This is a genomic window from Nocardia sp. NPDC088792 (assembly GCF_044750615.1).
GTDB lineage: Bacteria > Actinomycetota > Actinomycetes > Mycobacteriales > Mycobacteriaceae > Nocardia.
Genome location: NZ_JBIVKC010000001.1, coordinates 1,730,929 through 1,749,889 on the forward strand (window position 1 = coordinate 1,730,929; position 18,961 = coordinate 1,749,889).

At 67.5% G+C, this 18,961-nt stretch carries 17 protein-coding genes and 1 pseudogene; 9 read left to right on the plus strand and 9 right to left on the minus strand.

Features of this window, described 5'->3' with window-relative positions; translation table 11 throughout:
* Window positions 1-68: 68 nt before the first annotated feature.
* Together ACIP5Y_RS08375 and ACIP5Y_RS08380 are read right to left on the minus strand one after the other, a co-directional pair.
* The gene (locus ACIP5Y_RS08375; RefSeq protein ID WP_400348726.1) at window positions 69-1,337 is read right to left on the minus strand and encodes an LCP family protein; all 1,269 of its coding nucleotides are present in this window, start codon (window positions 1,335-1,337) and stop codon (window positions 69-71) included.
* A 71-nt stretch (window positions 1,338-1,408) separates the two neighbouring features.
* Window positions 1,409-2,440, minus strand: coding sequence for an AraC family transcriptional regulator (locus tag ACIP5Y_RS08380; RefSeq protein WP_400348727.1), 1,032 nt, complete (start codon window positions 2,438-2,440; stop codon window positions 1,409-1,411).
* Between the two features lie 254 nt (window positions 2,441-2,694).
* On the opposite strand from ACIP5Y_RS08380, the gene ACIP5Y_RS08385 reads away from it, so the two are divergent.
* Complete coding sequence (locus ACIP5Y_RS08385; RefSeq protein WP_400348729.1) at window positions 2,695-3,216, plus strand: hypothetical protein; 522 nt, start codon at window positions 2,695-2,697, stop codon at window positions 3,214-3,216.
* Window positions 3,217-3,267: 51 nt separating this feature from the next.
* Here the strand turns inward: ACIP5Y_RS08385 and ACIP5Y_RS08390 are convergent, their stop codons facing one another.
* From ACIP5Y_RS08390 to ACIP5Y_RS08400, 3 genes are all read right to left on the minus strand, one after another.
* Window positions 3,268-4,479, minus strand: a complete 1,212-nt coding sequence (locus ACIP5Y_RS08390; RefSeq protein ID WP_400348730.1) for a DUF1501 domain-containing protein — start codon at window positions 4,477-4,479, stop codon at window positions 3,268-3,270.
* Window positions 4,480-4,492: 13 nt separating this feature from the next.
* The gene (locus ACIP5Y_RS08395; protein WP_400348731.1) at window positions 4,493-5,791 is read right to left on the minus strand and encodes a DUF1800 family protein; all 1,299 of its coding nucleotides are present in this window, start codon (window positions 5,789-5,791) and stop codon (window positions 4,493-4,495) included.
* Between the two features lie 88 nt (window positions 5,792-5,879).
* Window positions 5,880-6,734 carry a class I SAM-dependent methyltransferase gene (locus tag ACIP5Y_RS08400; RefSeq protein WP_400348732.1) on the minus strand — a complete coding sequence of 285 codons (855 nt, stop codon included), beginning with the start codon at window positions 6,732-6,734 and terminating at the stop codon, window positions 5,880-5,882.
* Between the two features lie 104 nt (window positions 6,735-6,838).
* Between ACIP5Y_RS08400 and ACIP5Y_RS08405 the strand changes: the two genes are divergently transcribed.
* Together ACIP5Y_RS08405 and ACIP5Y_RS08410 are read left to right on the plus strand one after the other, a co-directional pair.
* A complete protein-coding gene (locus tag ACIP5Y_RS08405) occupies window positions 6,839-7,255 on the plus strand; it encodes a VOC family protein (protein ID WP_400348733.1) in 417 nt (138 codons plus the stop codon).
* Window positions 7,256-7,268: 13 nt separating this feature from the next.
* A complete protein-coding gene (locus tag ACIP5Y_RS08410; protein ID WP_400348734.1) occupies window positions 7,269-7,973 on the plus strand; it encodes a haloacid dehalogenase type II in 705 nt (234 codons plus the stop codon).
* A gap of 63 nt (window positions 7,974-8,036) precedes the next feature.
* On the opposite strand, the gene ACIP5Y_RS08415 is transcribed toward ACIP5Y_RS08410, so the two are convergent.
* The 3 genes from ACIP5Y_RS08415 to ACIP5Y_RS08425 all read right to left on the minus strand — a co-directional run bounded on the left by ACIP5Y_RS08415 (window position 8,037) and on the right by ACIP5Y_RS08425 (window position 11,998).
* On the minus strand, window positions 8,037-9,365 hold the full coding sequence (locus ACIP5Y_RS08415; protein ID WP_400348736.1) for a hypothetical protein: 1,329 nt from the start codon (window positions 9,363-9,365) through the stop codon (window positions 8,037-8,039).
* 164 nt (window positions 9,366-9,529) lie between these two features.
* Window positions 9,530-10,630 (minus strand): TerD family protein, encoded by a 1,101-nt coding sequence (locus ACIP5Y_RS08420; RefSeq protein ID WP_400348738.1) that lies wholly within the window; start codon window positions 10,628-10,630, stop codon window positions 9,530-9,532.
* A 93-nt stretch (window positions 10,631-10,723) separates the two neighbouring features.
* Window positions 10,724-11,998, minus strand: a complete 1,275-nt coding sequence (locus ACIP5Y_RS08425; RefSeq protein WP_400349190.1) for an MFS transporter — start codon at window positions 11,996-11,998, stop codon at window positions 10,724-10,726.
* A gap of 104 nt (window positions 11,999-12,102) precedes the next feature.
* On the opposite strand from ACIP5Y_RS08425, the gene ACIP5Y_RS08430 reads away from it, so the two are divergent.
* Window positions 12,103-12,978, plus strand: a complete 876-nt coding sequence (locus ACIP5Y_RS08430; RefSeq protein ID WP_400348739.1) for a LysR family transcriptional regulator — start codon at window positions 12,103-12,105, stop codon at window positions 12,976-12,978.
* On the opposite strand, the gene ACIP5Y_RS08435 is transcribed toward ACIP5Y_RS08430, so the two are convergent.
* On the minus strand, window positions 12,979-13,947 hold the full coding sequence (locus tag ACIP5Y_RS08435; RefSeq protein ID WP_400348741.1) for a LysR family transcriptional regulator: 969 nt from the start codon (window positions 13,945-13,947) through the stop codon (window positions 12,979-12,981).
* Window positions 13,948-14,000: 53 nt separating this feature from the next.
* Here ACIP5Y_RS08435 and ACIP5Y_RS08440 point away from each other — a divergent pair, with 53 nt between their 5' ends.
* The 5 genes and pseudogenes from ACIP5Y_RS08440 (at window position 14,001) to ACIP5Y_RS08460 (ending at window position 18,961) form a co-directional block, all read left to right on the plus strand.
* Window positions 14,001-14,894: a serine hydrolase gene (locus ACIP5Y_RS08440; protein WP_400348743.1), complete on the plus strand. Its 894-nt coding sequence runs from the start codon at window positions 14,001-14,003 to the stop codon at window positions 14,892-14,894.
* Between the two features lie 74 nt (window positions 14,895-14,968).
* Window positions 14,969-15,940 carry an MBL fold metallo-hydrolase gene (locus tag ACIP5Y_RS08445; RefSeq protein ID WP_400348745.1) on the plus strand — a complete coding sequence of 324 codons (972 nt, stop codon included), beginning with the start codon at window positions 14,969-14,971 and terminating at the stop codon, window positions 15,938-15,940.
* A gap of 81 nt (window positions 15,941-16,021) precedes the next feature.
* Window positions 16,022-16,672 carry a TetR/AcrR family transcriptional regulator gene (locus ACIP5Y_RS08450; protein ID WP_400348747.1) on the plus strand — a complete coding sequence of 217 codons (651 nt, stop codon included), beginning with the start codon at window positions 16,022-16,024 and terminating at the stop codon, window positions 16,670-16,672.
* Between the two features lie 4 nt (window positions 16,673-16,676).
* On the plus strand, window positions 16,677-17,534 hold the full coding sequence (locus tag ACIP5Y_RS08455) for a 3-hydroxyacyl-CoA dehydrogenase (RefSeq protein WP_400348749.1): 858 nt from the start codon (window positions 16,677-16,679) through the stop codon (window positions 17,532-17,534).
* A gap of 10 nt (window positions 17,535-17,544) precedes the next feature.
* Window positions 17,545-18,961: pseudogene (locus ACIP5Y_RS08460) on the plus strand (oleate hydratase).

The window sequence follows — 18,961 nt, forward strand, 5'->3', positions numbered from 1 at the left end:
TTCGGGATGCGCGCGGGGTTACCCAGAGGCAAGCCCAGCCTGGGCACCGCGTGACCAGTGTGGCCGGATCAGTTGACGCAGGGGATGTCGCCGTCGATACCGGTGGTCAGCGGGCCGCCCGAGTTCGGTGGCGCGACATCACCGGAAGTCGTCGGCGCGGTGACGGTTCCGCCCGACCCGTCGGTCGACTGGGTATCGGCGTCCACATCCGGCGAGCCGGTGGCGGACGCGCCGGTGGTCGGCGCGGCCGGTCCCGGATCCATGCCGAAGGCGGTGCGCACCTCCCGTTTGATGGCGTCCGGGTCGATGATGTTGACGTCCTGGTCATTGATCACGTCGTAGCGCAGCACCGGCAGCGTGCGGAACTCCACCGACGGCGACTGTGCCTTGCCGAGTGTGGAGACGAAGTCGAGCAGGTTCCAGTCCTGCGACAGCACGATGTCGCGATGCGCGGCATCCATGAGGCCCTGCAGTTCGCCGATATTGGTGAGGGTGCCGGACTTCTTCAGTTGCTGTGCCACCGAGACCAGGAAGGCCTGCTGCCGGTGGGTGCGGTCGAGGTCGCCGTCGGGGAGCCCGTGCCGCTGCCGCACGAAGGACAGGGCCTGTGAGGCGTTCAGATGCTGGCGTCCGGCGGGGAAGACCGCGCCGGAGTATTCGCTGTCGTCGACCGGATTGCGCAGGCAGACATCGACACCGCCGAGCACATTGGCCAGGTCGTAGAACCCGGCCAGCGACACCTCGGCGAACCGGTTGATGGGCACCCCGGTCAGCGCCCGCACGGTCTGCACGATGGAGGCGCGCCCGGCATCACGCCCGCGATGCTCGAGTTCGACGGGATCGGTCATGCCCTGATCGATGAGCTGCTGCTCGACCGCGGCCTTCTTCAGCCCGTACGCCTCTTTGATCTTGGCGTGGTCGTAGCCCGGAATGCCGGTCACCGGCACGTAGTCGTCACGCGGGATGGAGAAGGCCACGATGTGCTTCATATCCTTCGGAATATGCACCAGGATAAGCGAATTGGCGTTATAGCCGCCCACATCACTGTCCCCCGCGTGCAACTGGTCGAGAATCGCCTGCGGCAAATCGTTCCCGTCCAGATCCTTCCGCGTATCGAGCCCGATGAGCAGGATGTTCAGATCGCCGCCGAGGGTGGCCGCATCGTTCTTGTCGATGACGTCCGCGCGCACGAACCCCTTGTCGAGGCTGGCGCTGGCGTACCACCCGGCGCCGGTAATGGTGACCACGGCCGTCGCCGTGAGGGCGACGAACCCGCGCAGAGCCAGCCGCAGCCGCTTGGGCCCGGCCTTGCTGCCAGAGTTTCCGCCGTCATCCATACCAATAGGTATGGTCCCGCCCTGATCTGTGATTTAGCTGAAGAATAGTCGCAGGTCACATGCGATATCACTCACTTCCGGAGGGTGCGCCCCGGATAGCGATGCCGGTATTCCCGCGGTGCGCAGCCGGTCCAGCGCCGGAAAGCGCGAATGAAGGTGGCGGCATCCGCATAGCCCAGCCGGACCGCCACCTGTTCGCTCGACAATCCGGTCTGCACGAGCAGCTCCTCGGCCAGCAGCCGCCGGACCTCGTCCAGCAGCGCCCGGAAGGAGGTGCCCTCCTCGCGCAGGCGGCGGGCCAGCGTCCGCGGGCTCATGAACAGATCGGCGGCCACCGTGGCCTGATCGGGCAGCGCCCCCGGAGTACGCGCCAACCGGTCCCGCACCAGACCGGCGGTCCCGGTACGCGCGTGGCGACGCTCCAGCAGCTCCCGGCAGAGTCGTTCGCAGGTGCTGCGCGTCCACTCGTCCGCCTGCGGCAGCGGGAAGTCCAGGAAGACGCTCGCGAACGCGATGGCATCCTCGGCGGCGTCGAAATCCGGTTCCACACCGAAGATCTCGCGATAGTGGGCGGTATCGGATGGCGCGGCGTGCATGAAGGTGACCCGGGTCGCGGGCACCCCGGCCGCATACAGCTCGCGCCCGATGGTCTGAATACCGGACACGATGCGCTCGGCCAGGAAAGGCCGCACATCGAGCGGCACCTCCGAACCATCGAAGATCAGCCTGCTCTCCTCCGCGCCCTCCTCGAAGATGAGCTGCCCGAACACGAATGCGAGATCCAGATACCGCAGCGCCACGTCGATGACCTGCCGCAGGCTGCCGCTGGACAGCAGGGCCAGACCCCAGGACCCGTACAGCGAGATGTGATACCGCCGCCCGGCCTCGGCGCCCAGGCCGGGCTCATCACCGAACCGGGCCAGCAGGTTCCGCACCACCGCGACCTCCTGACGCGCGGTGACCTCCGCGTCCGGATCGAGCACGGTCCGCTCGGTGAGCGCGGTCCCGGCCAGCAACTGCTCCGGCGGCATGCCACGGTCCGCCGCGAGCTGCATGAGGACATGCACGCTGGAGGTGTTGCGCACCAGATCCCAGTCGAACATGCGACTCATCGTGCGCGCCCCGGGCGGCCGCGACAATCACCGCCGCGGCCTGTCGCTATCGGCCAGGAAATGTGCACCTTCGGACACGGGGGTGGCGGGTTCAGCCGTCCGGCGAGGATGGAGCGCACCGGTGGCCCGGATCACAGTATCCGCCATGCGTTTTCGCTATTACTCTCGCTTTGCGCCCATGGTTCGCCCAGCTGGAAGAGCTTTCGTCCCTATCCCACACGAATCTCCAGGAAGGTCGGCTTGTCATGATCGCTTCCAGAAAGGCCGCGTTCGCGGCCGTCACACTCGTCCTCACTGCGCTCGCCGCTCCCCTCGCCCTGGCCGGATCGGCACAGGCGGCCCCTGTGGCCGGCGCGTGCTCGGGTGGCCGGATCTCCTTCGACAGCAGCCCGATCGGGCTGGTCGCGGCGCCGACCACCGCCAACTTCGGCGGTGATCTCACCGGCTGCCAGGGCACCCCGGCCGCGGCGGGCACGCTGCAGGGCAACTTCTCCGGCACCGGCAGCTGTCTCGATGTGAACGGCCAGGTCAATGGCGTCATCAACTGGTCGGACGGCGAAACCAGCACGGTATCCGGGCCGTTCGACGTCCCGGGCGGTGCCGGTGCGGCGAAGACGAATACGGTCGCCATCACGGGCGGACCGGGCGCGGGGCAGCAGCTCACCATCGCGCAGGGCCCGGTGGACGGCGTCGCGATGACCGGTCCCTGTCTGGCCGGCAATGCCCGCAATGCGTCGATCCCCATCACCAACGCCCGGATCGGCTGACTGCCGCGTGACGGTGGTGGTTCCCGCCCGGGAACCACCACCGCATCCGGCTCAGGCGAGGAAACCGAGGTCTCGGCGCCCGGCGCCGACCACCGGGACGGGATCGGTGCTCACCACCTTCTGCAGCAGTTCGTTGTAGACGTCGCGGAAGTCGACCGTGGTCTTGAGGTCGCCGTTGTCGAGGTCGGTGAGGCTGGGTTCGTCGCCGTACCAGCCGCCCTTGACGGGTGCGCCGGCTACGAAGACGGGGCCGGCGGTGCCGTGGTCGGTGCCCTGTGACGCATTGGCGTGGACCCGGCGGCCGAACTCGCTGTAGGCCAGCAACACCACGTCCTTACCGCGCGGGTGGGCAGCCATGTCGCGGAGGAAACCGGAGACTGCTTCGTCGAAGCGGCCGAGGAGTTGCTCTTGGGTGTGGCGTTCGTCGGCGTGGGTGTCGAAGCCGCCCAGGCTGACCGAGTAGACGCGGGTCGGGACGCCTGCCTTGACGCACTGGGATACCAGGTCCAGTTGTGCGGCAAGTGGATTCGCGGCCTTCTTCGACTTGTCCGGCGGCGTGATCGACGAAAAGGTTTTGGTCACAGTCTGTTCCGACTGGTATCCGATGCAGACGCAGTCCTGCGCGGTGGTGTCCGCCGGATCGGTGGCGGCCAGGCCGGACAGTGCCGCCGACAGCGTGGGCGACAAGGGCGCGGAGGACGGATCCAGCGCTGCCGCTGTATGTTTCGTGCCGAGGGCCAGTTGGGGCAGCACCGAGCCGATATTGACGGCGCGGATCGGGTCATCGCCGGTGGCGTCCAGCCAGCGGCCGATCCAGCCGGTCGGGACGGCGGAGCCGGGTGCGGCGGAGCCGGGTGCGGCGGTCTGCCAGATGTCCATGGAGCGGAAGTGGCTGTGGTCGGGCTGCGGATAGCCGACGCCGCGCACGATGGCGAGACTCTTGTCGCGCCACAGGTCGGCCAGTCCCTTCATGGCCGGGTTGAGGCCCAGCTGCGAGTCGAGGTGCAGCACTTCCTCCGGGCGATACGACAGCTCGGGCCGGGCATCGTGATAGGCGTTGTCCGCGTAGGGAATCACGGTGTTCAGACCGTCGTTGCCGCCGTAGAGGGTGAGCACCACGAGGATTCCGGAACCGGCGGCCAGCGGGGAGACGCTCGCGCGCTGCTGCAACTCGTCCCAGGTGACGGCGGAGATGCCCGCGACGCCGAGCGCGCCCAGCACGCTGGAGCCGACGAGGAACTGCCTGCGACTGACTCGGGTCATGGCGATGCGGCTTTCAGCTCGTGAGGTATTCGGGTGTATTGACGGCCAGCACGGCCAGCCGGTCCGGATGATCGGCGACCGCGGACAGCACCTTGGCGCTGCGATCCGACCAGCTGCCGATGCCGAGCAGATAGCCGGCGGCGTCCACCCGATCGGACCGGCCCGCCGACGAGATCGGCGACAGGTCCGCCTTCGCGACCAGATTCGTCGCGGTGGTGAGCCGCAATTGCGCTGCCGCACTGGACATCCAGCCCTGCCCGCGCGGCCAGCCACCGACATCGGGCGGATAGAACGGCAGCTGCCCGAGGGTGCGCAGCACACCCGCCAGCCGGCGCACTTCGGCGTCGTCGGTGAGCGGCACCCGCAGTGCCCGCACCGCGCCGACCAGCCATTCGACCGGGCCGTGCACGACTGTGTCTCGGGCGTTGACGAATTCGGGATCGGTGAAGATGGCGGTCACCAGCGCGGACAGGTGCCGGTCCGGACCATAGGCGGCGGTGAGCCGATCCAGCGCGGCCGCCGACGGCGGATCATCGGAGGCCAGCCGCTGCCACAGGCTCGCGGCCACGTACCGCGCCGATTCGGGGCGGGCCAGCACGGCGGCGCAGAAGCCGCGCGCATCGAGCGAACCGGTCACGCCCAGAAAGGTTTTCGAGCCCGCGTCGTGGCGCTTGGCATCGAAGAACGCCACACCATTGGCGATCGTCCATCCGGTCAGCGCCCGGGCGCCCTCGCGCACATCGGTTTCGGTGTAGCCGTTGCCGTGACCGAGCGCGAACAGCTCCATGAATTCGCGGGACAGGTTCTCGTTCGGGGCCTTGGCGGTGCTGGCAACGCCGTCGAGCCAGCGCAGCATGGCCGGATCGGTGAGCATGGCGTAGGCCAGCGTCCCGAAGTCGCCGTTGCCGAGGGTGCGCAGGGTCCGGTTCTGCCCGGCCATTTCGGCGGCGCTGCGCACCTTGACGGCCGAGGTGGCGAAGTGGTTGTGCCACACCAGGGTCAGCTTCTCCCGCACCGGTACCCGGACCGCGGCCATCCGGCGCAGCCACCAGGCGGTGAGCGTGTCCAGTTGGCCGGCGATCTGCGACTGGTACACCTTGCGCACATCGGCCGAGGCGCCCCGGCCGGGTGCGGTGAGTGGTGCGAATTCCGGCATGGGCGCCGCGCCGGGATCCCGCTCCGGGTCGGCGGCGAGCGCGGACTTCAGATAGGCCACCGGGTCGGGCACGGCGTCGACCTCGGCGCCGGTGACGCCGAATCCGGTCCGCCGCAGTGTGCGCGCGGTATGCATCCACTCCACCGGCTTGCCCATGCCCCGAGTATTGGACCGCAGGGCGCGGACGAGTAACCGCAGCCGGGGAACCTTCAGGCAATCCTCAGCGGCTCGCGCGCGGTATCCCTCAGCGACTCGCGCGGAGTATGCGGCTCGACCGCAGCACCTGAGCCGGTGAGTCCACCCCGTCGAGGTAGGTGGCGATGAGGTCCGGGGCCCAATGGTCCTCGATCCCGGTGAAGCCGAGAGACCGCAGCTGTGCGGCGATCTCGTCGGGCGCGAAGATACTGAACAAGGGTTCCCCGACCGCTGCCAGCCGATCCGCGCGATCCTGCATGGCCGCGCGATCCTCGTCACTGTCGGCTGGTTGCAGGTAGTCGAAGATGAGTTCGGTCGACCCGGCCTGGCCCGCAACGTATTCGAGGGTGCCGCGAATGGCGTCGGAGGTCAGGTAGAAGATGACCCCCAGCCACACGAACACGGCCGGCTCCGACCGCTTGAACCCGGCGGACTCCAATTCCGCTGCCAGCGTCTGTGTTTCGAAGTCGACCGGCACGAAGGTCAGTGTCTCGGGCAGGTCGATTCCGGCCGCGGCGAGACGTTCTCGCTTCCAGGACTGGGTGGCGGGGTGGTCGACTTCGAAGACGTGCAGGCCCGGGTGCGGATTGCGGTAGGCGAAGGTATCCAGGCCCGCCCCGAGGATGACCACCTGCCGGACGCCCGCGCCGACCGCCGCCGCCACCGAGTCCTCGGCGAAGCGGGCGCGGGCGGCGAGGAACAGGCGTCGAGGCTGATTGCTGGCACCGGCGTGGCCCGGGTGATCCATTGTGGCCGTGTCCAATTCGACGAGCTCCGCGTCCGTGACGCCGAGCAGCCGGGCGGCGAGCGGATCGGTGAAGATGCGCGGTTCGTCCGCGACCTGGTGATAGGCGCGCGCATAAGCCGTCGCCTGCGCGGTCCGGCTGGGTTCCCCGATGTCCATGGTGGACAACCTACTGCAAGCCCCCAAAACAAGGAGTACGACCGTACTCAGTACGCGCGTACTGTTAGGATCGTGCGCAGCCGAGCAATGGAGAGGACTCCAGCATGAGCTTCACCGTCGAACGATTCGATCACATCGTCCTCAACTGCCGCGATGTCGCGGCGACCGCCGCATGGTACGAGCGGGTGCTCGGGATGACCGTGGAGAAGTTCGGGCCCGCCGCCCGGACCGCGCTGAAGTTCGGCAATCAGAAGATCAATCTGCGCCCGCTCGGCGCGCTCGACCACGACCCGGCCTGGACGACCGGCGCGGTCGAGGCGGCCGGATCCGAGGATCTCTGCTTCATCACCACCGTCGCACCCGAACAGGTTGCCGCACATCTGATCTCATGCGGCGTCGAGATCACCAACGGGCCGGTCCTCAAGTCGGGCGCCCTCGGTGACATGGTCTCGCACTACTGCCGCGACCTGGACGGCAATCTGATCGAAATCGCGGTCTACCCGGACAATCAGCACAGCTAGGGAGGGCGAGTAAATGAACGACCGGCCGAAGGCATTGCTGTTCGATGTACAGGGCACCGCGACGGACTTCCACTCCACCATCCGGCGCGCCGCCGCGACCATTGCCGGGGAACGATATCCGGAAGTGGACTGGTCCGCCTTCGTGAACGACTGGCGCGCAGCCTATTTCAGGGAGACGTCCAGCCGTCCCAAGCACGCGGCCTGGGAGAGCGTCGCGGTTGTCTACCGCCGCACCCTCGATACCCTCTCGGACGCCAGGGGATTCGAGCTCGGGGAGGCCGAGCGCGCCGAACTGGCCGGCGCCTGGGCCAACCTCGATCCGTGGCCGGACACCGTGCCGGGCCTGCATCGGCTACGCAAGCAGTTCACCCTGGCGACCCTGTCCAATGCGGATGTCAGTGCGGTGGTGCAGATTTCACGGCACGGCGATCTGCCCTGGCATGCCATTTTCGCCGCCGAGATGGTCGGCGTCTTCAAGCCGGATCCGCGCACCTATCACCTCGCCGCGCGCTATCTCGGCCTGGAGCCGACGGACATCATGATGGTCGCCAGCCACAAATACGATATTCGCGCGGCCGCCGGACTGGGCTTCCACACCGCCTTCATCGCGCGCCCGCTGGAATACGGGGACGCGGCCCTGGCCGATGCCGACTTCTCGCCCGAATTCGATATCAACGCCACGGATTTCCTGGATCTGGCCGATCAGCTCGGTTGCTGATCGGATCGGACGGCGCTGACGGCACGGGGGCTGCCTCCGGTGAGCCCCCGCGCCGGCCGTGCGCTACGCGGTGTACCGCACAGCCACGAAGTTGTCGCCCGACTTGGGATCCTTGCTGGAACCGCCGACCACGATCTTCCCGTTCTGCAGCACTACGCCGTTGCCGTGATCGGCCTGAGTGCCCAGATCCGTGCTGACCTGGCCGCCGCTGCCGAAACCGCTGTCCGGCTGGCCATCCGGGTTGTAGCGGGCCACGGCGATATTGTCGCCGGTGCCGGTGCCATGACTGGTGCCGGCCACCACGATCTTGCCGTCCTCCTGGAGCACGGCGCTCATGGCGGTGTCATCCTTGCCGCCGAAGTCGGTGGTCACCTTGCCGCCGTTGCCGAAGGCCGAGTCCAGCTTGCCGTCCGTGGTGTAGCGCAGCACCGCGAAATTCGCGCCCTGGGCGGGATCCTGGGTGCTGCCGACCACGATGATCCTGCCGTCGGACTGCACCGCGACCCCGTTACCGTGGTCCGCCTTGGTGCCCAGGTCCTCGCTGATCTGCCCGGCGACGCCGAAACCGCTGTCCAGCTTGCCATCCGCGGTATAGCGGGCAATGGCGATATTGTCGCCGGTGGCGGTGCCGTGGCTGGTGCCGACCACCACGATCTTGCCGTCGGACTGCACCGCGACGGCCTTGGCGATATCGGATTTGCCGCCGAAATCGGTGCTCACCTTGCCGCCGACGCCGAAGGCCGGGTCCAGTTTGCCGTCCGTGGTGTAGCGCAGCACCGCGAAGTTGTCGCCCTGCGAGGGATCCTGGGTGCTGCCCACCACGATGATCCTGCCGTCGGGTTGTATCGCGACGCCGTTGCCGTGGTCCGCCTTGGTGCCCAGGTCCTGGCTGATCTGGCCGCCGGTGCCGAATCCGCTGTCCAGCTTGCCATCCGTGGTGTAGCGGGCAATGGCGATATTGTCGCCGGTGGCCGTGCCGTGGCTGGTGCCCACGGTGACGATCTTGCCGTCGGGCGCCACCGCCACCGCGGCGGCGACATCGGCCTTGCCGCCGAAATCGGTGGTCACCTTCCCGCCGTCGCCGAAGGCGCTGTCCAGCTGGCCGTCCGGGGTGTAGCGGACCACGGCGAAGTTGTCGCCCTGGTTGGCGTCGCGGGTGCTGCCCGCCAGTACGAGTTTGCCGTCGGACTGCACGGCAATGGCATTGGCGACGTCGGCCGGTGACCCGAGATCGGTGACCGCCTTACCGCCGGATCCGAAACTCGAATCCAGCCTGCCGGGGGCGGTGGACGAGGCTTGGGAGGAGGAACAGCCGCTGATCGCCAGCCCGGCGATAGCGATGAGAACGAAGGGCCGCAACACCTTCAGCGAAGATCTGGTTGACCGGGACACGCACAACATGTGAGCTACCTCATTTCAGCATGGAAGGGGTAGAACTGCACAACGGTGAACCACACAAAGCGCTCGCCAGTATGGCCGCAGCCACGGATCAGGCGGGGTCGTATGAACCTGTTATCGCGCGGCGCACCGGCGACCCGCCGGAAAGATCAACAAACTCAGAGATACCTGACCACCTGCGAGGCCGCCTCGACCGGATGCCCGGCCTGAATGGGATGACCCAGCGCCTGCACGGACCAAACACCGTCCTCCCGAGAGACTTTCGCCACCACCATGCCGGTGTGCGCGCCGCCCGCGCTGAGGTTGGACCGGGTCAGCTCGGAGTTGGTGGTGCCGTCGATCAACCGCCAGAACGCGTTGCGCACCCGTTCGAAGGTGTGCCCGGCATACGAGGTGATGATGAAGACGATGGCGGTGACGTAGGGCGGCATGCGGGTGAGGTCCACGGTGATGACCTCGTCGTCCCCCTTGCCCTCACCGGTCAGGTTGTCGCCGGAATGCCGGATGGCGCCGTCGCCGGTCACCAGCCGCCCGTAGTAGGCCACATCGACCAGATTGTTTCCGGCGTAGATGAGGGCCGAAGCGTCCAGGTCGATCTCGGCGGGGCGCACGCCGTACCTGCCTTGCACGGGGACCGGGTCCCAGCCCAGTCCCATCTTGACGAAGGTGAGGTCGGCGCCCTGCCGCCGCAGCGGCGCGGTCTCGCCGGGCCGCAGTACGGGTTTGATGATCTGCCTGGCCGGTTGCTGCTGTGCGGTGCGCGGCGAATTGCTCACGGACACACCGTGATCGGCGAGCAGCGCCGCGAAGCCCCCGTGGTGCCCGTAGCCGACGGCGCGGGCGAACCAGCCGTGTTCGCCCCGATCGAGATCCACGGCGGCGACCGCCGATTCGGCGCCGAGCCCCTCGATCACGTACTCGTACAGTTCATTGCCCTGATCACCGGCGATGCCGATGTGCGGCGCCGGATGATCGCCCAGGCGGCCGGTACGGTCCTCCATCGCGACGACGATGCGAATGTGGTCGATGCCCTTGGGAATCGCCTGCAGGCTGATCGCCATGGCGTTCTGCCCGGGCACCAGGTGGATGCCGGGTGCGGCGGGCTGGTTGTAGAAGATCAGGTCCTCGTCCGAGCGCACCGAGCCGCTCTTGGTGAGCAGCAGCGCGGCCAGGTCGATCCGCGCGCTGTAGTTCACCGTGACGGTGATATCGGCGACGCCCAGCTCACCTGTCTGCCCCTGCGTGAGAAGTGCGGCCACGGCACCACTCTATGGGAGTTCGGCATCGCCGGGACCAGGCAATCCGATATCGCCGTCGAATCGTTCTACGCCACAACATCAATGGGCAGGCGATCAGATTCCGGAGGCCATGGCCGGCCGGGTCTCAGTGACCAATTCGACCGATTCATCCGATTCATCCGATTCCTCCGAACCCTGCCACCGGGCGCGGACCGCGAACACCGTCCACAGCAGCAGCCCGGCCACCGTTGCGCCCAGCCCGATCTCGCACACCAGGGCCCAGCCGCCGGCCTGGTAGGCCGCGCCCGCGGTCACCGACCCGGCCACGCCGCCGAGGAAGTACATCACCATGTACGCCGTGGTCAGGCGGCTGCGCGCGGCGGGATCCAGTGCGTAGATCGCACTCTGATTGCTCAGCTGGATGCCCTGGATGCCGAAGTCGAAGACCAGCAACGCCACCACGAGCGCGATCACATTGTGGCCACCCCAGGCCAGCAGACCCCAGCTGCCCAGCACCACGATCCACACCAGCGTGGTCACCGTGCGCAGGTAGCCGCGATCGGCCAGCCGCCCGACCACGGGCGCGCCCAGCGCACCGGCGACACCGGCCAGACTGAACAGTCCGATACTGAACTCCGAGAAGTGGAACGGACTGCCGTGCGAACCCGCCAGCAGGAAGGCGATGGCCGTCCACACCGCGGAGAAGCAGGCCATGGCGAAGAAGCCCAGGATCATCCGCTGCCGTAGCACCGCGTGCCGGCGGATGAGCGTGAGGATCGAGACCAGCACCTCCGGGTAGCTCTCCTCGGCCGCGGCTTGTCCGCCCGCCGGGCCCTTCAGGTACAGGGCCAGCGCCATCAGCAACTGGATGCCCGAGGCGACCAGCAGCACCGTGCGCCAGCCGCCGAACTCGGCGATGGTGCCCGACAGCAGCCGGGACAGCAGAATGCCGAGCAGCAGACCGCTCATCACGGTGCCGACGACCTCGCCGCGGCGTTCCGGCTCGGCCAGCGACGAGGACCACGGCACCACCACCTGGGCGGCCGAGGCGGCCACACCGGTGGCGAAGGTGGTGGCGAGCAGCACCGCGAAGTTCGGCGCGGCCGCCGAAACTGCCAGGGCCACAAAGGAAGCCAGGATCAGGGCGGGCACCATGCGGCGGCGCTCCAGGAAGTCGCCGAGCGGGACCAGGAAGGCGAGCCCGGCCAGGTAGCCGACCTGCGCCGCACTCACCAGCAGCGCCGCGGTCGCGGTGGAGATCCGCAGATCCGCGGCGACATCGTGCAGCAGCGGCTGCAGGTAGTAGAGACCGGCCGCGGAGGTGCCCGCGGTCACGGCGAAGATCAGGATCACCGCACGGGTCAATTGCGCCCCGGCGCGGGAGGTCATCGAAGAAGTCACGTGACCAATAGTCTTATGCGCGCGCAATCAATAAAAGCGATGAGTTTCGATGCTGCCATCTACTCTAGAGATAGCAGCGCTACGCTGGGCGCATGGAGTTGCGTCAGATCGAATGCTTCCTGGCCTGCTGCGACCAGCGCTCGTTCACCGCGGCCGCCCGCGCCCTGAACATGGTGCAGTCCGCCGTCTCCACCAGCGTCGCCAAGCTCGAGCACGAACTCGGCACCCGCCTGTTCGACCGCACCCCGCGCACCCTCGAACTCACCGAGACCGGGCGCGCCATGGTCGAGCCCGCGCGCACCCTGCTCAATGCCCGCCGCGACATCGTGGACGCCATCGAGACCGCACGCGGCGAGATCCGCGGCGAGGTCATCGTCGGCAACCTCATGACCATCCAGAGCCTGGACCTGGCGAGCATCTTCGCCGATCTGCACCGGCGGCATCCCGCGGTCACCCTGCAGATGCGGCAGAGCATCTCGGGCGTGGCCGGCAATATCGCGGGCCTGCGCGACCAGACCCTGGACGTCGCGCTGCTGGCCGCCATGACCGCCGACTTCCCCGGCCTCACCACACATCTTCTCAGCGCCGAAACCCTGGTGCTGTGCACCGCGCCGGACCATCCGCTGGCCGGGCAACCCTGGCGCGCAGCCGATTTCACCGGGATCCGCTTCATCGACTTCCCGCCCGGCTGGGGCATTCGCACCATCGCCGACACCCATTTCCGCACGCGGCGCACCGTCATCGAGGTCGCGGACCAGATCTTCGCCCTGGAACTCGCCGCCAAGAACTTCGGCGCGGTCCTGCTCCCCCGCTCGGTCGCCGTCCGCTCCCCCGACATCGTCTTCGCCGAACATGCCGACCGCCCTGTCCCCTGGGTGCTCTGCATTGCCCACGATGCCCAGCGCACACCGTCCAATGCCGCCCGCACCGTCATCGACGCCCTCCGCCACCCGCCTCGGACGGACTGATCAGGGATGGTCGGCGGCCGCGGCGTCGTAGACGACCGACCATGGTCCGGTCGCACCGATATTCGCCAGCACCACCGGATTCGCCTCCGCGCGAAGGATTTCGGTGGCCAGCTCGGCGAATCTCGGGGCCGCCGGATGTGAGGCGGCGTCCGGGCCCACGACGAGGAGGCGTCGCGCCAGCGGGCGATCGGTCAAGGGCCGCCAGGCCACCCGGGGTTCGCGGCGGGCGATCGATTCTCGTTCGAGGGCTATACCCTGTCCGGCGAGCACCAGGCCGAAGAGAAACTCCGGATTGCGCGCCGTGCGAACGCGTGCGGGCACGAAACCCTTTGTGCGGCACAGTTCCAGCAGCCGGTCATACCATCCCGGCGCGGTCTCACGCGGGAACAGCACCAGATCGTGCCCGGCCAGATCGGCCAGGGCGACTTCACGCAGCCGGGCCAGCGGTGAGGTACGCGGCAGTACGACGCCGAGCGGCAGTTCGATCTCCGCGCCGAAGCGGAGTTCGGGGGCGTCGACCGGATGGTCCACCAGCCCGGTGTCGAGGCCGCCCGTCGCCAGCATGCGGCATTGCTCGGTGGTGGTCAGTTCCAGGAGATCGACTGCGACACCGGGCAATTCGGTATCGAGCCGGCGTAACAATGCCTGCAGCACCGGAGCGGGCAGGTCGGGCGGGACACCGGCCCGCAGCGTGCCGAGGTCGCCGTCGCGAACTTTGCGCATGACGGTGCGAAGCCGTTCCTCGGCCGCCGACAGGCGATGCGCCTCCTCGATCAACAGCCGCCCCGCGACGGTGAGTTCCACCTGCCGGCGGGAGCGGTCGAACAGCTGCACGCCCAGTTCGCGTTCCAGGCGCTGGATGGATTGGCTCAGCGGCGGCTGGGCCATGCCGAGCAGCTCGGCGGCCCGGCCGAAATGCAATTCCTCGGCGACCACCAGGAAGTGACGCAGCTGCCGGGTGAGATCCACGCGGCAACGATAGGCCATTCGATATGGATCGCCCGTCCCGCTACGGTGTCCGGGTGCCGGTTGCGGAGGATATTCGAGACGTCTTCGCGGCCATCCCGGTCGACGGGTGGCTGCATGTCCGGGAGGTCGATACCGGCCGGGAGTTCGGCTTGCGCGGCGATGATCAGGTGGTCATCGCGTCGATCTTCAAGATCCTGCTGGTGCTGGAATTCTGCCGCCAGGTCACCGCGGGGCAGGTAGATCCGACCGAGCGGGTGCTGGTGCGGGCGGGCGACCGGCTCGGCGGGTGGGGCAGTGCGGGGTGTGCCGACGATGTCGAGATGTCGCTGCGGGATCTGGCCTTCTTCGCCATGTCGGTCAGCGACAACACCGCGGCGGATCTGCTGCTGCGCCGCATCGGGACGGATACGCCGGGTCTGCTGGCCGCCGAACTCGGGCTCGAGCGCACCCGCGTCATCGGCGGCCCGCGGCAGCTGCTGGAGAGCATGTTCGCCGATGCCGGGGCGGCGGACGGGGCGCAGTTCGCCCGCATCTATCCCACGCTGACCCGTGAAAAGGTCGCCGCCATGCGGGTTTTCCGGCCCGACCATACCACCTCCAGTACGCCCGGCGAGATCACCCGGCTGCTCACCCTCATCTGGACCGACCGGGCGGGCACGACCGCCGCGTGCGCGCTGACCCGGGATCTCATGCGGCGGCAACTGTTCTGGACCCGGCTGGCCGCCGGCTTCCCGGAGGAGGTCCAGGTGGCCTCGAAGACCGGGACCCTGCCCGGACTGCATATGGAGGCCGGGGTCGTCGAATATCCGGACGGCGGCCGGTACGCGGTCGCGGTCTTCGCCCGCACCGATGAATTGCGCACCCGCCGTATCGATGTGGACCTGGCCATGAGCCATGCCGCGCGGCTGGCCGTGGAGCACCTCCGCACCCGCAGCGACCAGGACTGATATCGCCCGGAGTATCAGGCGATTCGCCGCTCGATCTTGGACACCGGGCGGGGGCGGGTGCTTTGGTCGGGCGCATGACTTCACAGATCGACCGCCGTCGCTTCCTGCGCCGCGCGGCCACCGCCGGCGCCGGACTCACCGCAGCCGGGGCCGCGGCGGGCGCCATCGCATCGCACCATCAGGACGGCGAGGGAACGAAGCACGAAACACCCTCCGCCACTGCCGAATTCCGCTGGCTCGGGGTGGCCGGCTGGCGCATCGACATCGGCGGGGAGACGGTACTGGTGGACCCGTACCTGACCCGATTCCCGGTCGGCATCGCCTCCGGTTCGTTCGATACCGCCACTCCGCTGCGGGTCGATCCGGCCGCCGTCGACCCGCAGGCGGGCACGCCGAAACACATCTTCGTCACGCATACGCACTGGGACCACTTCAATGATGTGCCGCATATCGCGACCCGCACCGGAGCCCGGGTCTTCGGCACGCTGACCGCCTACAACCTGGCGCAGGCCATGGGTGTGCCGCCGTCCCAGCTGAGCACCGTGCGCGGCGGTGAGGTCTTCGACTTCGATTCCTACACCGTGGAAGTCGTCGGCTCGCTGCACAGCCGCACCGCGTCCTACAGCATGTTCTCCCCGGGCGTGCGGATCAGCCGTCCCGAGATCCCCGCCACCATCGCCGATCTGCCCGAGGGCGACACGCTGAACTTCCAGCTGCGCATCAAGGGCGGACCGTCGGTGTTCTTCATGGGCGCAAGCGATTTCGTCGAACGCAATGTGCGCGGCCTGGCTCCCGACGTGGCCATGCTCGCCGTCAATTCCTCCACCGCGACCCACGACTATGCGGCGCGCCTGATGCGCGCCCTCGACCATCCGGCGACCGTCGTGCCCGTGCACTGGGACCAGTTCGAATCCCCCTTGCAGAATCCGCCACCGCTGGGCGACGACGACCGCAAACAGCTGGATGCGTTCGTGGCCGCGGTGCGGGCGGCGAGTCCCCGGACCAAGGTAATCGTGCCGGATTACCTGACTTCGTACCGGTTCTGACACGGGGGTTGCACAATCAGTAACTGGGAGTACGCTCAGAAATGAGTTCACTCAGTTTTGATCTCCGGTAGGAGGTGTCGGATGAATGCGTCACCCGAATCCGCACAGGTCGGAAGGCGCCTGCTCAAGGTCAGCGATAAACAGGCCCGCATCTTCGAGGCCGCGGCGACATTGTTTGCCGAGCGCGGGTTCGAAGGGGTCACCACGCAGCAGATCTCCGATCGCGCCGAGATCGCCGCGGGCACCCTCTTCCGATACGCCGCCACCAAGGGCGAGCTGCTGCTCATGGTCTACAACGAGGACCTGCGGACCGCCCTCGACGCCGGGGCGGAGGCCGCGCAGGGCACGCCGGATCCGGTGGCGGCCGTGCTCGCCATGATCGACCCGCTGCTGCGGGCCGCGCGGCATCCGGAGAACACCGTCACCTATCAGCGCGAGTTGCTGTTCGGATCGCCGGCCGACAAATACCGATCCGAGGGCCTGGCCCTGGTCGCCCGGCTGGAGGCGATGATCGCCGAGCGACTGGCCGCCGCGGCCCGGTCCCGCGGCGGCGTCGCCGAAAACCTGGACAGTCAAGCGCAATTGGCGGGCCGGACCGTCTTCGCCGCCACCCATCTGATGCTCGCCCAACCCGCTACCGGGGCGCATCCCGGTCAGGACGCCGCCGCCGACCTGCACGCGCAGATCGCCCAGATCGTCGCCGGATTCTTCGCAACAGTCGAGAGGAGATAGACACATGACCATCGACATCCGCAAGGTGACCGTGCTCGGTACCGGGGTGCTCGGGTCCCAGATCGCCTTCCAGACCGCCTTCAGCGGTTTCACGGTGACCGCCTACGACATCGACGACAAGGCCCTGGCCGCCGCGAAGGAGCGCCTCGGCAAGCTCGCGGCGGTGTACGCGACCCAGGTCCCCGGCGGCGGCGACGGCAAGGCGGAGCGGACCGCGGCGGGTATCGCCCTGAGTTCCGATCTGGCACAGGCGGTTCAGGATGCCGATCTGGTCATCGAGGCGATTCCCGAGGTCCTGTCCATCAAACAGGACACCTACGAGCAGCTGGGCAAGCTCGCACCCGAGCGGACCATCTTCGCCACCAACTCCTCCACGCTGCTGCCCAGCGACCTGAAGGATTTCACCGGCCGACCCGACAAGTTCCTGGCCCTGCACTTCGCGAATCAGGTGTGGCACTTCAATACCGCGGAGGTGATGGGCACCGCGGATACCGATCCGCAGGTGTATCAGGCGGTCGTCGACTTCGCCACGAAGATCGGCATGGTGCCCATCGAACTGCACAAGGAGAAGGCCGGCTACGTCCTCAACTCGCTGCTGGTGCCGCTGCTGGACGCCGCCATGAACCTCGCGGCCGGCGGCTACGCCGATCCCGAGGCGGTGGACCAGACCTGGCAGATCGGCACGGGCGCACCGGCCGGACCGTTCCGGATCCTCGACGTCATCGGTCTCACCACGCCTTACAACATCCTGGTGCACGGCGACGACACCTCGAAGAAACTCGCGCAGTGGCTCAAGGAGAACTACATCGACAAGGGGAAGCTCGGCATCGCCACCGGCGAAGGCTTCTACAAGTACTCGTAAAGGAGCGCACATGTACTACAGCAGTGGCAATTACGAAGCCTTCGCCCGGCCCCGCAAGCCGGCCGGAGTGGACGGTAAGACGGCCTGGTTCGTCGGCGCCGGCCTCGCTTCGATGTCCGGTGCGGCGTTCCTGATCCGAGACGGGCAGCTCCCCGGTGACAAGATCACCATTCTGGAGGAGCTGAAGCTGCCGGGCGGCGCGCTCGACGGCATCCGGGAACCGGAGAAGGGCTTCGTGATCCGCGGCGGCCGCGAAATGGAGAACCATTTCGAATGTCTGTGGGACCTGTACCGCACCATCCCCTCGATCGAGGTCGAGGGCAGCGTCCTCGACGAGTTCTATTGGCTCAACAAGGACGACCCCAACTTCTCGCTGGAACGCGCCACCGTGAACCGCGGCCAGAGCGCGCAGACGAAGAATCTGTTCACCTTGAACGACAAGGCGCAGCAGGACATTACGAAGATCTTCCTCGCCACCCGCGAGGAAATGGAGGGCAAGCGCATCAACGAGGTGTTCTCGAAGGACTTCTTCGAGAGCAACTTCTGGATGTACTGGCGCACCATGTTCGCCTTCGAGGACTGGCACAGCGCGCTGGAGATGAAGCTGTACCTGCACCGATTCATCCACCACATCGGCGGGCTACCGGATTTCTCGGCGCTGAAATTCACCAAATACAACCAGTACGAATCCCTTGTCCTGCCGCTGTACCGGTGGCTGCTGGATCAGGGCGTCAACTTCCAGTGGGAGACCACGGTCACCGATGTCGACTTCGACACCAAGGGTGATCGCAAGCAGGCCACCAGGATTCACTGGGTGGAGCAGGGCAAGGAGGGCGGCGTCGACCTCGGCCCGAACGATCTGCTCCTCATGACCATCGGCTCGCTGGTGGAGAATTCCGACGAGGGCGACCACCACACCCCTGCCAAGCTGAACGCAGGAATGCACAGGTGAGGAGATCACCCAGGAGTGGCTGTACCACATGGGCGTTCCCGAGGCCGATATTCCGGAGCTGGCCGCGAGCGGCGCCAAGTGCGTGCCGGTCATGATGCCCTATGTCACCGCGTTCTTCATGCCGCGCAAGGCCGGTGACCGTCCCGAGGTGGTCCCGGAGGGCGCGGTCAACTTCGCCTTCATCGGCCAGTTCGCCGAGACCTCCCGCGACTGCATCTTCACCACCGAATACTCGGTGCGCACCGGGATGGAGGCCGCGTATCGCCTGCTCGATATCGAGCGTGGCGTCCCGGAGGTTTTCAACTCCACCTACGACATCCGGAGTCTGCTCGCCGGGATGAGCCGCCTGCGCGACGGCGACCCGATCAGCCTGCCCGGACCGGAACTGCTGTGGCGCAATATCGCAAAGCGCCTGGGCAACAATGAGGTCGGGGAACTGCTCGAGCAGTTCGGGTTGATCGAGACCGAGAAGTAG